Source organism: Bacillus sp. NMCN1 (assembly GCF_002998085.1).
Lineage (GTDB): Bacteria > Bacillota > Bacilli > Bacillales > Bacillaceae > Bacillus.
The window spans coordinates 1098662-1112136 of sequence record NZ_PVQL01000001.1; the positions used below are offsets into that span (position 1 = coordinate 1098662).

Below are 13475 nucleotides of genomic sequence, written 5' to 3' on the forward strand. Positions count from 1 at the left end.
TAACGGATATAACGTTCTGTAAGCCATGTTTTGTTCCATCGTACTGCAAACGGCAAATGCCTCGTACTCAGGTGGTAATCATCTATCTACAGAATTCTCTGTCCTTCTCTCCGTTTGGTTCCTTTGAGAAAGTTCCCCTACCAAATTTGGGTTTCTCGCTCGAGGGGTTTACCGCGTTCCACTCTCACCATTTCTAGTGAGACTTCGTCACTGTGGCACTTTCAAGGATACTTTGCCATATCCTAAAAGGACGTAGGCATTTTTCCTGCCGTCAGCCTTTCCCAGGCTGCCCTGGCTTATTTTTTCGCCAGGCACGAACACTACGGGCATCTCAGCACCGTGCGAGCATGGACTTTCCTCTGCAATGTCTAAAAGCATTACAGCGATTACCCGAACGTTAATCAATAAGCGTTATTATAAACGAAAATGACATCAGGCACAAGCTTTTTTCAGCAAGACTCAATCATAAAGCTTGCTGCCGAAAACGTGTTTCTCAAGGTTAGATAGTCTTTTTAAAATATCAAAGTTTGTTGTATTAGACTGTGCAGGCTGTCTTTTCCCTTGTTCAACAGCTTCTTCAAGCTGTTTAGACAAATGGAGGTTTTCTTGTTGAAGCTTTTCGATTTCTTGGTTGAATGTCTCATAGTCTTTAATGACCATATCTAAAAATTTATCGACTTCTTCTTGCTTGTATCCTCGGACACCTGTTTTAAATTCTTTTTCTAAAATTTCTTTCGCAGAAAGCTTTACTTTATCAGCAAGCATCTTTTTCACCTCATATCGTGAATTCATAGTATATTTTTTCAGAAATACGTGACGTTGTCAAATTTTCTCTTGCTTTTAGTCAAAAAACGGATCTTCTGCCTCAACTTGCGCTCTCAAATCATCCATTGTGATGTACATAATGGGGTAATCGGTATAGGTTTCCGCTTCTTTGATCATGTACTTTGGCGAGCCATCATGCTCAGGATCATAAAGGGCGAGAAGGCCATCTGTTTTTTCAATAAAAAAACGGTTCTTTTGTTTAAATTGTGCCGGACTTTCATATGGTCTATGCGTGACACTTTCTACAAAATCGGCCTGTGCAAGAATCCCCTCATACAACTCTTTGTTTTGTTCATTCCAGCGCTCTTCCTGTTCATAAAATGGCGTAATGACAGCAAGTTTTAACGCTGGATACTCCTCTTGAAGCTCAAATACTACTTCGGCTGTCCAGATTTCTGCCCCAAGCTGGCCCGATATGAGAACCCATTCCAGGCCTTCTTCAATCAGGGCTGTCAGCCTTTTTTGAAGCTCCGCTTTTATGTATTGAAGTGCAGGCTCGTCTTGTTTGAATATCCCAAGCTCAAATGGCTTGTACCCTGTGACAGCAATAATTTTCATTTTTTCACCTGCTTTTAAAAAATGGGACTTATAAAAGTCCCATTTCACTTTATCTGTTACAGCAAGGTCCACCGCAGTTAAAGTGTTGATGTGTTGCCGGGTCCACCTGAGAAAACGTATGCGGGAAGTAGTGAACATGTTTGAAATTTTGATGGTGAACATTTGTCACATGTTGCGGATGGATATGCGGCACAATTGTTGTTGAATCGCTGTGTGTACAGCAATGATTCGTCGGATGAACAATTGGCTGTGTAACATTCGGCTGGCAATGATGATGATGATGGTGGTACATGTAGCATTCCCCTCTCCTTAATTTTCTTACATTAACAATGTATGAATTAAGAGGTGTACATGTACTAATGCATTAACCTATTTTAAAAGTTTGCAAGAAAAACATCCTTATAGTTTGAAAACACAAAAGCGACCAAAATGACAACAAGAAAAAACAAGTAGAAAAGACCCTTATACATGCTCTACGCTCCTCATTCAATATCTAACGTTATTTTACAGGATTCGTGACTTTTCTACAATAAAAGTGCTAAACAATTTTTATTTTCGGCCGAGAGCCGAACGTTGTCATGTTTTGCGCTTTCCCGGGCAATAATGTTCATTGCCCAGCTTTTCTCAAGAGCCGTTTTTTTCGCTTCTCAAGTCCTTCCGTGTCTCGCTGACTTAACGATGAGAATGATAATAAAGATTCAGTGATGGATAGAGCTGACCTTGCATCTTTTTGACGATGCTCTTTATACTTCGCAAGCTCTATACCCGCTTTTAATGCTAAATGGACATCATTTGATTCAAATAATTTCTCCCATATTTGAACCGCTTCATCCCACTCTTTTTGTCGTTTATATTGTAAGGAAAGATCATAAGACGCCTGATTCGCATGCTCAAAATCAGCATCCGTTAATTCTTGCAAATGCTTCGTTGCTTCCAGTACATCACGATGGGCAAGATGCCACCTGGCGAGCGCATACTTCTCATTGTGTTCCTTTACCGCATCCTCAGATAGAATTTTTTTGGATAGATGAATGTAGAGGCTGATTAACGATAAGACGTCTAGTTCATTATGAGTCAAGATCCCTTCAATCAGCTTCGGATTTTGTTCTTTTAAAAAATGAAAATAAATCATCGGTGCCAAAAACCCCGGCGTGTCGTTTTCACGATGCACGTGCAGCTCTTCTTTTTCCACAACGGATAGCGCCATTCGTTCATATTTATGCTTCCACAATCGTCTAGATCCGTGCAGAAGATCAAAATGACCGAATTCAGGAAGTGCAGGGATTTGATCTCGTAAGAGCGTATGTCTCGTTTTCACTTGCGGCCAGTCGAAAGATTTTCCATTATATGTAACTAGCGATTCTACGTTTACTTCATCGAGAAAGCTTTTGTATAGGGCCGCTTCATTTCCTGGATTGGTGAGCAGGTGCTGTTTCACCACCACTTTGTCGGAAAAGACACGTGCGTGTCCAAGCAAGAAAATCATATTTCCCGTACCGCCAGATAATCCTGTTGTTTCTGTATCAAAGAAAAACAGCTCGTGCGGCTCGTAACCTTTAGCCGATAGCGAATGCTGGATGCCGCTTTCGTTCCATGCCTCGATGATCTTCGGCAGTTCCGCAAACGAATAGCGCCCATGCTGATCTTCTAATGAATAGGTGACCTCCCGAATCAGACAAAAGGAATCCTCAAAGTGATAAGGAGATACACCTAATGTTTCCCATTCTTTTAAAAATGGGATATTTTCTGAAGTCACAGGCTGAGGTTGTCCTTCTGATGTTCTCTGCCGGTTTTCATGTGTCTGATTGTGCGATAGGTGCTTTTTCATTCTGTTTAATTTCCCTTTTAAAGACATGAGCAGGTGTCCCCCTCCTTTCCCTTAAAATACGGACATCAATTCAACGATGCTGCTTTTTCCGTTGACCTCCTTCATTTCCATACCAATGCATGATGGACAGCCATTTTCACAGCGGCACCGCTCAATTAGCTGAATGGCTGCGCCTGCTATTTCATCGAAACGAGCTTGTACTTCCTTACTTAAGCCGATTCCGCCAGGGTAATGGTCATATAAAAAGACCGTCGGTTTTCCGGTATGTGCCGCTTTAATTTGTGAAACAACATGAATATCTGAGCGGTCACACATCACAAAAGCAGGTACAATGTGCTGAAGAACATTTGCGATGCCAAGCAGCAGCTGTTCAAGTATTTTCTCTTCAAATCTCCGCTCTGCTTCGTGTAATTCAAACCAAGCAGCACTCGTATGAATTTCTTCTTCCGGTAAGTGAATCGGTCCAGAGCCAATATTTTCACCGGTACTTAGCCGGATTTTAATAAACATACATACAAAAGAAAGAGAATCTAAGCACAACAAAAGAAAAGAACCTCCTCATTCGGCAGGTTCTTTTTTGGTTAGCTCTAAGTACAATTCAGCTTTTTTGTACTCTTCCGGATGCTCTTTTTTGTAAAGCCCTAGAAGGTGTTCTATTAATTCCCTATGTCCTTTGAAGTGAGACGTTACCACGATTGCATCAGCAATATTTTTTGTTTTCACTTGTAGCCTGGTATGATAGGGTATCATCTTATCAAACTCTTTCGGTCTACCTTTCCCCAAAATAAATCACCTCTAGTATTAGATTATATTACTCTTTTGTGTTTAAGTAAATACAATAATAAGTTAAAAAAAATCGCCCTTTTAAGAAGGGCTGATTTCATGAACCTGTCATGCCTCTTGAAGCAACGTCGATTTTTAAATCTTCTAGCTTTACGCTGCTTCCCGTCATACCTCTTGAAGCTAAATCTTGTTTTACTTCTTCTGATTTTACGTTGCTTCCCGTCATACCTCTACTTTGAGTAGAGAAACCAACGGAAAATAAGACTGCTCCTGCTAAAACAAAACACGCCAATTTTTTCAAACAAAACACGTCCTCTTCTTTTATTTTAGAATGTGTTTTTTGGCATTAATCAGAACATCATAGAAATAAATACTTGTTTTAAAATCCTTCTGCTGCTTATAAAATTCAGCTATGTCTAAGGCAATTGCCTCAACATCTACATACGCCTGATTCTGTTCAAGCCTTTTCACACATTCTCTTACTTTTCCATTATCACCTAAAACATACAAAGAATGCAACGTGTTAAATTTTAATAGAAAGATTCCGTTTTCCCTTTCCGAAGCCAAAGTGAACCCCAGTTGCAGCCATTTTAAAGCTGCTTTTGAATCACCCAATTTAAAGTAACTCCTAACAGCTTCATAGACACCGTGAAGATATGCAAACGGTGCATTTTCTCTCAGCTCTTTGCTTTGTAGGGACTTCTCAATAAACTTAACAGCTTCTTTTAATTCATCTTTTTTGATGTGCAGGTACCCTAGATTAAAAACAGAAATACTAAATAGAATATCATCACCAAGAGATCGAGACATCTCCGAACAATTTAGAAGCGTTTCTTGAGCCAGGTCATACCTAAATTGATCTATGTAATTGAGCCCTAAAGCAATATTACAAGTAATTTGTCGTCGGCTATAGTCATCGTATTTGTTATATATCTCAACGGCTTTCTCTAGGTGATTCTCTGATAAAAATGTTGATTGCATATGATAATAAGTTGTACCCATTCTATAGTGAAATTCCGCAATCTCTATCTCATCTTGAATGAAGCCTAGTTTCTTTTCAGCAATCTTAAAAAGTTCAATTGCTCTAAAATTATTTGATTTAAAGGCTTCATGAACACCGTTAAATAAATAATAGTAGAAAGACAGCATTCCATTTACTTCCGAATCACCTGCAGCACGCATAAAACTGTCACTGTTATTTTCTGTAGACTCAAGAAGAATTCTATACCTTGATTCTATTAACTGACAGTACAAAATAACCTGCTCATCAGGATCTGCACAGGGCATCAGTTGGTCGACTTCGCTTTTTAAGCCTATTGCTTTTTTTATCTCCCCCCTCATTATGGATTGATACCAGTTATTCAAATGGAACACTAATTCTCCAGTTTCAATTTTTGACAAGTAAAATCTCCCCTTCTTTGGAATACAACTGTATAAGACAAATTGTATTATTTTAAACAATCTTAAGACATAGGCATAAAGTCCTTTTTTCGCAAAATTCGTCAAATTCCACTACATGCGGTTAAGTACTTCCTGTTTATTGTAAAACATTTTTGTATATAAGTAAATACATAATTAAGGGAATGCACTTGAAATCTTTATTCAGGATGTGTTTATAATCGAACATATATTCTTATTGTAGGAGGGTACACCATGACGGATCTTGAAAGGAAACTTTACCGAATCATCTACAACATGAGCAGATTCAGAAAAAATCCCTCGAAGGATGACCTTAAAAGGAAAACGGGTAAGGATGAGCCTACGATCCTTAAGGCTGTCAAAAATCTTATATCCCGAAAAGAGCTTAGATGGGATAAAGAGAAGAAGGAATGGAGGTTTAACTAAACAACAAAAGCCGCCCGGATGGACGGCCGACAAGTATCATTTGTTAATGTTTTTCTTTATTTCTTCTATCTCGTTTCTAAGGGATTTGTTTTCTCGTTTGACCTTAGAAACCTCTACGACTGTAAGTAACAAAGTTGCGATTATGAGTAAAATCAAAATATATTCAAACATAATCAAATGTCCATGTAGTAGTCATCAAAGCCAAACGTTCCTGGAATACCGATAACTGGTACTAATGCGGCTCTGAATTTCCATCTATGTTTTTTGTAATATTTCTTACTAAGCTGTTTACGTTTGTACAGTTGCTTTGCTATATAGCGTCCCGCACCATATCCAGTACCAACAACTGCAGCAAGGCTGGTGATTGCCCCTAGCGCTACAAGAAAAGGATTATGTACTGTAGCTTTATCTTCCCTGTCCAAAAGGCTGTCTAATGTAAAAATATCATTGTCAGAAAGTCCAAGGTCTAAAGCGTCTTGATATAATTCAGGATCGTTCTTGGTGAAAGAATCTGTTTCATTCTGTGCGTATTGTGGCTGAATAGCTTTTGCATCTGCAAACTCTCCAAGCGTACAAGAGATACCCAACGCAGCTACAATGGACAACGTTATTCTTTTAATCCACTTTTTGTTCAAGTCAAACCCTCCCCCTTTTGTAATCACAGGTTAAGGATAACTTAAAATATACAGTAATTTCCATAGTTACAAATAACCGAATACCAAAGGGCTGATTAGTAATAAAGTATGGAAATTACGACAAATAAAAAAAGCCCCTCCAATGAGGAAGGGCTTTTGATTTTACTTTTGTTTTACCAGAACATATTTAGATGCAGCAGTGATATAAAGACCTGATTTCAGCTTGTACATTTTCGATCCGTTTACGTTGACGGTCTTATCAATCGTAAATGCTTCACCAGGTTTCACCTTTTTGTGCTTTGCTGACCAATTCGGCTTATCATAGACCCATAGCCACCCGTCAGCATTCGGCTTCACTACGGCCATTTTAACGCCCTTTGGTGTCGTTTCTTTTTTTGGTTTAGATGATGAAGATACCTTTTTTAAACCGACGGCTGCCGCGATTCCTTCCGCATGCCCCTCGGCCAACAAATTGAGGAATGAATCTTGTTTGAGCAACGCAGCATCTTCTTTACGATCAATAAAAAGGTTCTCGGTTAGAATCGCTGGCATATTTGTTTCTCGCAATACTGCAAGATCTTTAGACTTTTTCCCGCGGTCTACTGCTTTACCTTTAATTTTTCTATAGATCGCATCATGTACGATTTTTTGCTGCTTGCCAGTGCCGGATGATGCAGATAATTCGACGTAACGAAACGACTCAAAGCCTGTACCACCAGCTGCATTGATATGGATTGATGCAAAATAATCAGCGCCCCAATTATTTGCTAGTCTTGCTCTTTGTGATAAATCAATATAAACATCAGTTGATCGTGTGAGCTTGACTGTTGCCCCATAAACCTTTTCAAGAATCGCTTTTGTTTTCTTTGCAATCTTTAATACAAGATCCTTCTCTTTTAAATTGTTTGCTACTGCGCCGGGATCGTGTCCGCCGTGTCCCGGATCAAGCATAATTTTCTTTGTCATATTCAATCTCTCCATTCATTTTTTTATATAGAAAAAAGCTGCCGATTACTCAGCAGCTTTCTTTTCTGATTCTTCTTTTTGGCTGTCGTTTTCAATGACGTGAAGACGGTCTGTGATGGAAGCTGGAATTTTAACACCGATCTGTGCAAGGTTTTCTGTGATAGAAAGCCCTTCGTTTGCGATGTAAAACAATACTGTCCCGAAGGTCAGCACTCCATTTAATCCCATGATCTGATCAATGATGTTAGCAACAATCACGACAACAAAACTAAGCATTTTCCTTACGTAGCCAAACCATGCCGTGCGGCTTCGTAGCTTACCGATCTTCCAAGCTTTAATGATTCCTGTTAAAACGTCGATGACGCTTAGCAGCAAGAGCAAGTCCAAAAATTTCACTCCGCCAAATAGGTATGTTCGTGCAAGGTCTAAAGTTTCAAAGTTTATAAACACTATCGTTTCCTCCATTTCGTTAATCACCTCCTTCAAGAAGGCAAAATAAAAAGCACCTGTTAAGATGCTGTTGTTCCTAAATCCGCAGAAGTAGCTGGCTTGTCGAATGCGACGCCTGTGATCTGCTTAAACTCTTCTTTTGTTATTACTTCTAATGCGACATACTCCCGCATGATCTCAAGAGAGTAGACGCCCCAATCCCAAAATACTTTTATGTCGTCCGCCGTTGGATAAATCATGATGCCCCGCCTCTCTGCAGTTGCGAAAGCTGCAATGTTAGGAGAGCGACTTGTTTTTTTAGCAGCGCTACATCATCTGGTGGCGGTGGATCAGGCTGCAAACTATCAATATATTCTTGTGTTGCTGATTCAAACCACTCTTCTTTTTTGGGATCGTACTTTGCAATAAACAGCCCATCTGGTGGCTGTTTATCTGTATAGCCTTTGGGGATTTCCTCTCCGTTTTCTACATCTACTAAGATGTCTTTGTCTGCTTGCCAAAAGTAATTTTCATCATATTTATACACCCAGATCATATTCGCACCTCCCACGTTTACTTTTACTTTGCTTTAAAACGGACCCCAAACGTAATAAATTCATTTGGGTTTACCGTATTAGAACAAGATTGAACACAAACTCGACCGTCAGTACCTATATAGGTTCGGTGATATTGCGGGACACCCGGTGTCCCCAAACTGGATGCTACACCAATAAAGTGAAATGACTGCAAAGGAAAAAATCCTTCAAGTAATGTAAACGCCTCGACATCATTACCAATCACACCGCCAGTAATAGACCCGATGATCTCCACCACTCCCGAAGCATCTTTTGAATAGCGTAACGTGTGCGGAAATCCATCTGATGATACATATTGCTTCCATCCTTTGGACAATGAAGGTGTTTTCCAAGTGACTGCAGCATCTCCGTCTGTTATGAGACGTTTCCAACCTCTAAAGCCTTGTGCATGGAACGTGCCAATCCAAGTCATATTATCAAATGACCTTGTGACAATGATTCTTTTGTAATTTATACCACTTTGAGAATATGCTGTTTCTAAAACTTCAATGTAATAGAAACTGGAATCATTATCTACAGGCAGATTTAACAGATTTGCTCCCATATAAAAACCCGTTGGCAGTAAAAAAATATCAGTACCGTTTGGCAACCTTGCAACTTTACCGTCGTTAGGTGTAAGCCTGTGCAGCTGGCCGTTATTCCAGTTACTTTTTTCTGATTCTGTTACGTGAATCTTTTTGTTTTCAAGGTGCGGATCGACGTACTCTTTTGCCGCTTCCAGTGCCGCCGCTACTTTATCTTTTGCACCTGCAGGTGTTTCCGCGTGATCATCCGTGTATTTTTTAGCTGCCGCAAGTGCTGCATCTGCTTTAGACTGCGCGCCCTGTTTTGTTTCGATCTTTTCCAAGTCCTCAAACTTGTCTCTCATATCATCAATCGTTTGTATAGACTCTTCGTAAAGCTCATTTATCTTTGCTCTTAAAGCCTCGAACTCGTCCACATAATACTCAGTGATTGGCACAATATCTTGATCAATGAGGGACTTTGAAATGTTAAAAGAGAACTGATGCACGGACATAGATTGATCATTTGTATAGTACAAATTCAGCTCAGCTTGTACTATGCCGTAGTGCTTGACCTCTTTGTCTGATAAGATATATTCCGCTTGACCTTCGACACGATCAATAATTGTTACGTCTCTAATGAATCGGCTGCCATCTGACATAACTAATACAAGTTTTCCCGTGACAGCTGCAAGAGGTAATGGGACGCCATCTTTCGTTAGTTTGAAAATGAGCCTTGCCGTCTGACGATCCTGCGTCCAAAAATTTATGCTGGTTGATACACTTGAACTGGTATATGCGTTTACATCAAAATCAAGTGGACCGTTCTTCCGAATCATGTTATCACCCCCTCTCATGTTACATTCTCAATTGTTTTAATAGGATCAATGCTGTTGTCTTTCAAAGAACCTTCTGCGCCAGCTCCTTTAAGCCGATTGCCGAGATGCTGAATCCTTGAACACTTGCTAGTAAAATACATAGCATATCTGCATTTTTTCCCACGCACTTTGTTGAATCTTGCTGCTGAATCTGTAACTCCATCCATGAAGATAATTCCGTAATACGGGTTTGATGAAGAAGTCCTTTTACCAGCATTCTGAATATCGCTGAAATCAACGTTTATGTCCTCTGAATCACCTGAAACAGAAATCCCCGAATAGCCAACTTCACGTAAAGTGGTGTTTGTGACATCAATGTTCTTACACCCTAATTCTACGCGTACACCGTTCCCCTCAATATCTCGTCCAATGCTTGATTCGACTTTGCCATTACTGCAGCGAGTTAAGAGCACCCCATGATGCTTGATGTCTCTAAATTGATTGCGAGACACCAAAAAGCCATCCACATCTGATAAATGGATAGCGTGCTTGACCTTTACGCCATTGATTTTATTGTCGGAAACATCCACGTCGTCAATTTTTTGAATCCCTTTACGGCCATATACCTGAATGGCATGGCGTACTTTAATGTTTGTAAAAGTGTTATCTTTGACTGAAAGACGCTTTACCTTGTTAACCCTGTTCGTAGGATTGCCGTTTGCGTCTTGCGTGTAGACAGATTCTACTCTAGGAATCATTAGCCTTACACCGGATGCACAATCCTTAAATCTGTTTCCTTCTATCAGAACATCTTCCCACTTGTTGCCGGACACCGCGTACTCGGACGTATCTTCAAAATCATTGTTAATGATGCGGATGTCACTATACCAAAAACCATCAGTGCTGGTGTGAGAATCTATCCCTCGCGCATATCCTCTTAAGCTTTCGGATCTGCTAAAATAACAATCTCTAACGGTAACATGCTTGCTCACAGTTTGATCATAAGCTCCAAATGCGCCGAAGTTGCCCGCCGATCTCATTAAGTCCAGCTGAATCGCAGCAGAAAACCATCTGTCGCCTTTATAATCAGCGAAACCTTTAAACCATACATTCTCTATTAATACGTGTTTATTACCTGCACAGTCAAAGGCATGACCGCCGCACACATCTTTGATCGTGATGTCACGGATGATGATACGCTCAGCATGTGCAAATCCTATGACTGAACATTGTTCTTTGATTTCACCACCTGCGCTATCAAACATGCCCTGTCCATCAATCAGTATGTTCCCGTGGCCGTTATAGCCCCTTGTTTGATCGTCTTTGTCACCATTTACAAGCATTGATCCTACAAATCCACGTTTAATAACGGCACCAGCTTGCAAGGTTAAGTGAGTGTTTTTATAGATGCGTGCAGTCTCCATTAGTTTGTAATGTCCTTGAGGAACAACAATGTGAACAGGATATAATTTCGCAAGACTTAGCGCAGCCTTAAAGCCCGCTGTGAAGCTCCCGTATTTCTTGATGAATTTTTTGAGATTGAGAGAAACTGCAGAATCTTCAATTTCTTGCTCAAGTATTTGGAAATCATAATCAAGACGATCTTTTGCGGTGGGATGAATGGATGCATCCCTAGCAACTCGAATGTCTACAACTTCCTTGACATCATTCCCGTCATGATTCAACACTAAATTAATCAGCCTTGACCACAAGTTATCAATTCTATTGGCGACGGAAAATAACCCGTGCATAATCTGATTAGACGAGTGCGCTTTTTTACTGTCTTTATGCGATTGTAATTCACTGGCATTCTTATTAAGCTCATTCTCAACCGTTTGCATGTCACCGCGTAACTGTGATTCATATACTGAATTTCTTGTCGTATCATAATCCTTTTTAAGCCGGACCAATATATTCACTCCTTTCTTTTCCAAAAGAAAAAACGCTTCTAATTGAGCGTTCTCATCAATTGATCAATGTATCTTTTTTGCTGCTTAATCTGCCGCGCCTGGCTTACTTGATAATCCTGAATGTCTTTTCGGAAGTTTGCGAAAGTCATTTTAGGGCTGTCATACGGGTTGAGGGGATTATAAGTGACAGACACTAACCTTACATCGTCCTCAAACGTGATCCCGTTTGCTGTATCAGCAATGACATGGATCGTGTCACCTTTCCAAAAATCTTCTTCTATACCTTGTAGTGCTGGCTCATAGATATACTGGTAATCTGCCTCAACGACCACGTCAGGAAATGGGTTTACATGCTTTTTCAAAGCAGATACCATGTTGCTTGCTTTTTTTACTGTGTCGTCTCTTATCGGCTCACCCCAGCGCGGCTTACCCTCGATCAAAAATTTATCTTCATCAGGATGGATGTAAAGGATAGGCTCGAATTCGTATTCAGGCTCTTTCTCCTTTTCATCTTCGTTCGACTTTGCATCAGTTGATTTAGTGTCACTTTTCTTATCTTTCTTTTCTGCTCCGTAACCCCAAGCTCTTGTGGATGTGTTTTGGTCATTGATTTTCAACTTAAAGCCTGGCATGTTATATCGACTGTCGAAAGTGTAATCTACTACTTTTCCCATCTTTTTATATACGTAGATGACGTAGTTGTTTACATCAAGCTCTATTTCATAGTCATGTACAATCTGATCCATTAATTCAATCCTATTCTTTTCGCCGAAGCCATCTTGATCAACGGTATCAAATGCAGATTCTTTTTCTTTCAGGACATATTGAAAAGGTGTGTCAGCAAGTGCAATGTCTAGGGCTTCTTTGATGTTCAGTATCTTTGACGTTTTTTCCTCGACTCTGCTATTTACAAGAAGGACAGTATAGACATGATTGGCCGTTACCTTCTTCTGCAGCACGTTTTTCCTGCTTTGATCAAGCTCAATGTCTGTAATGTAATACTTTTGATGATTGTATACTTTCTCGTCTAAATACAGTATGTTCCCTGGAACAAGTAAATCAAATTCAGTTCCGTTATCCTCAGTCCGCAATAGGGTAAAGGTGAAACTCTTCTTACCTGTTGTATCGTCTTGAAGCTCCAACACAGCGCCGACGATTTCGACTAGATCTTTACCGTCTTTGGTTGAGACGTGCAGCTGCCTAAAATCAATGTCAGTTGGCAGCCCGTCATTTAATTCTACATCCTTGCCCTGGTATTCTTTGCTTGGATATGTCGGTTTAGTTGGTGTTTCAGGTTCACTCGGTTCATCCGGCGCATCATCAAAGGTGTCGTATTGAGTAAGTTTGTAAGTAAAAATGATGCTGTTTAATTTTGTTGCATAGTTGATATCCGTGGCGTACCCAGCTTTTGAAACTGCTGCAGTGGCCTTTTTATAATCTTTTTCACCTACCACATCTTTATATCGACTCAAACGGGTGTACAGGCTTCCAAGATCTGCTAAGCTCTCTGCGTATGATGGATACTTTCTAAACTTAGCTTGTATCCTGGTGACGTTTCCCTTTTTGTCTTGTTCGCTTGTCCACATGAGAACATATTTACCGTTATATGTCCCTTTAATTCCAAACAAATTATTTGCTTGTTTAGAAAGTCCGCTGGATCCGAAACCACTTTCTAAGCACCCTTGGGCAATGACTAGGCTTGCAAGGACATTATATTTTTTATAGACTTTCTGCGCCCCTGGTGCTAGTTTTTTTATAAAATCCGCAGCAGCCATGACA

General features: G+C 40.1%; 16 protein-coding genes, 1 other RNA gene and 1 pseudogene. 1 reads left to right on the top strand and 17 read right to left on the bottom strand.

The features are described from left to right. Positions 1-14: 14 nt before the first annotated feature. From rnpB to C6W21_RS05755, 9 genes and pseudogenes are all read right to left on the bottom strand, one after another. Positions 15-398: RNase P RNA component class B (gene rnpB, locus C6W21_RS05715), an RNA gene on the bottom strand. A gap of 61 nt (positions 399-459) precedes the next feature. Further along, on the bottom strand, positions 460-765 hold the full coding sequence (gene gpsB, locus C6W21_RS05720; protein ID WP_012010336.1) for a cell division regulator GpsB: 306 nt from the start codon (positions 763-765) through the stop codon (positions 460-462). Between the two features lie 75 nt (positions 766-840). Then, positions 841-1383, bottom strand: coding sequence for an SLOG family protein (locus tag C6W21_RS05725; RefSeq protein ID WP_060596714.1), 543 nt, complete (start codon positions 1381-1383; stop codon positions 841-843). 49 nt (positions 1384-1432) lie between these two features. After that, complete coding sequence (cotD, locus tag C6W21_RS05730) at positions 1433-1675, bottom strand: spore coat protein CotD (RefSeq protein WP_106049631.1); 243 nt, start codon at positions 1673-1675, stop codon at positions 1433-1435. A gap of 315 nt (positions 1676-1990) precedes the next feature. Further along, positions 1991-3238 (bottom strand): ribonuclease H-like domain-containing protein, encoded by a 1248-nt coding sequence (locus C6W21_RS05735; protein WP_106056060.1) that lies wholly within the window; start codon positions 3236-3238, stop codon positions 1991-1993. Positions 3239-3262: 24 nt separating this feature from the next. Then, positions 3263-3721: pseudogene (locus C6W21_RS05740) on the bottom strand (Zn-binding domain-containing protein); the annotation flags it as partial. 48 nt (positions 3722-3769) lie between these two features. Further along, positions 3770-3994, bottom strand: a complete 225-nt coding sequence (locus C6W21_RS05745; RefSeq protein ID WP_106052437.1) for a hypothetical protein — start codon at positions 3992-3994, stop codon at positions 3770-3772. A gap of 97 nt (positions 3995-4091) precedes the next feature. Beyond that, positions 4092-4295, bottom strand: coding sequence for a hypothetical protein (locus C6W21_RS05750; protein WP_106052435.1), 204 nt, complete (start codon positions 4293-4295; stop codon positions 4092-4094). A 20-nt stretch (positions 4296-4315) separates the two neighbouring features. After that, positions 4316-5395 carry a response regulator aspartate phosphatase gene (locus tag C6W21_RS05755; RefSeq protein ID WP_106052433.1) on the bottom strand — a complete coding sequence of 360 codons (1080 nt, stop codon included), beginning with the start codon at positions 5393-5395 and terminating at the stop codon, positions 4316-4318. 252 nt (positions 5396-5647) lie between these two features. Between C6W21_RS05755 and C6W21_RS05760 the strand changes: the two genes are divergently transcribed. Further along, the gene (locus tag C6W21_RS05760; RefSeq protein WP_106052431.1) at positions 5648-5839 is read left to right on the top strand and encodes a hypothetical protein; all 192 of its coding nucleotides are present in this window, start codon (positions 5648-5650) and stop codon (positions 5837-5839) included. A gap of 173 nt (positions 5840-6012) precedes the next feature. Here the strand turns inward: C6W21_RS05760 and C6W21_RS05765 are convergent, their stop codons facing one another. The 8 genes from C6W21_RS05765 to C6W21_RS05800 form a co-directional block, all read right to left on the bottom strand. Beyond that, positions 6013-6474, bottom strand: coding sequence for a hypothetical protein (locus tag C6W21_RS05765; protein WP_106052429.1), 462 nt, complete (start codon positions 6472-6474; stop codon positions 6013-6015). A 162-nt stretch (positions 6475-6636) separates the two neighbouring features. Beyond that, positions 6637-7440 (bottom strand): N-acetylmuramoyl-L-alanine amidase, encoded by an 804-nt coding sequence (locus C6W21_RS05770; RefSeq protein ID WP_106052427.1) that lies wholly within the window; start codon positions 7438-7440, stop codon positions 6637-6639. A gap of 45 nt (positions 7441-7485) precedes the next feature. Next, entirely contained in the window at positions 7486-7905 is a 420-nt protein-coding gene (locus C6W21_RS05775) for a phage holin family protein (RefSeq protein ID WP_106052425.1), read from the bottom strand. Between the two features lie 44 nt (positions 7906-7949). After that, positions 7950-8129, bottom strand: coding sequence for an XkdX family protein (locus tag C6W21_RS05780; protein ID WP_106052424.1), 180 nt, complete (start codon positions 8127-8129; stop codon positions 7950-7952). Beyond that, complete coding sequence (locus C6W21_RS05785; RefSeq protein WP_106052422.1) at positions 8126-8425, bottom strand: hypothetical protein; 300 nt, start codon at positions 8423-8425, stop codon at positions 8126-8128. Before C6W21_RS05785 ends, C6W21_RS05780 begins: the two co-directional genes overlap by 4 nt. 23 nt (positions 8426-8448) lie before the next feature. Next, positions 8449-9807 carry a phage baseplate upper protein gene (locus tag C6W21_RS05790; RefSeq protein WP_106052420.1) on the bottom strand — a complete coding sequence of 453 codons (1359 nt, stop codon included), beginning with the start codon at positions 9805-9807 and terminating at the stop codon, positions 8449-8451. A gap of 14 nt (positions 9808-9821) precedes the next feature. Further along, complete coding sequence (locus C6W21_RS05795; RefSeq protein ID WP_106052418.1) at positions 9822-11696, bottom strand: right-handed parallel beta-helix repeat-containing protein; 1875 nt, start codon at positions 11694-11696, stop codon at positions 9822-9824. A gap of 38 nt (positions 11697-11734) precedes the next feature. Beyond that, positions 11735-13471 (bottom strand): phage tail protein, encoded by a 1737-nt coding sequence (locus C6W21_RS05800; RefSeq protein WP_106052416.1) that lies wholly within the window; start codon positions 13469-13471, stop codon positions 11735-11737. Positions 13472-13475: the final 4 nt, after the last annotated feature.

Bases quoted from the DNA above. Each gene is read 5' to 3' on its own strand.
- gpsB (WP_012010336.1), bottom strand. From the start codon at position 765: ATGCTTGCTGATAAAGTAAAGCTTTCTGCGAAAGAAATTTTAGAAAAA.
- C6W21_RS05725 (WP_060596714.1), bottom strand. From the start codon at position 1,383: ATGAAAATTATTGCTGTCACAGGGTACAAGCCATTTGAGCTTGGGATA.
- cotD (WP_106049631.1), bottom strand. From the start codon at position 1,675: ATGTACCACCATCATCATCATCATTGCCAGCCGAATGTTACACAGCCA.
- C6W21_RS05735 (WP_106056060.1), bottom strand. From the start codon at position 3,238: ATGTCTTTAAAAGGGAAATTAAACAGAATGAAAAAGCACCTATCGCAC.
- C6W21_RS05760 (WP_106052431.1), top strand. From the start codon at position 5,648: ATGACGGATCTTGAAAGGAAACTTTACCGAATCATCTACAACATGAGC.
- C6W21_RS05770 (WP_106052427.1), bottom strand. From the start codon at position 7,440: ATGACAAAGAAAATTATGCTTGATCCGGGACACGGCGGACACGATCCC.
- C6W21_RS05775 (WP_106052425.1), bottom strand. From the start codon at position 7,905: ATGGAGGAAACGATAGTGTTTATAAACTTTGAAACTTTAGACCTTGCA.
- C6W21_RS05780 (WP_106052424.1), bottom strand. From the start codon at position 8,129: ATGATTTATCCAACGGCGGACGACATAAAAGTATTTTGGGATTGGGGC.
- C6W21_RS05785 (WP_106052422.1), bottom strand. From the start codon at position 8,425: ATGATCTGGGTGTATAAATATGATGAAAATTACTTTTGGCAAGCAGAC.
- C6W21_RS05790 (WP_106052420.1), bottom strand. From the start codon at position 9,807: ATGATTCGGAAGAACGGTCCACTTGATTTTGATGTAAACGCATATACC.
- C6W21_RS05800 (WP_106052416.1), bottom strand. From the start codon at position 13,471: ATGGCTGCTGCGGATTTTATAAAAAAACTAGCACCAGGGGCGCAGAAA.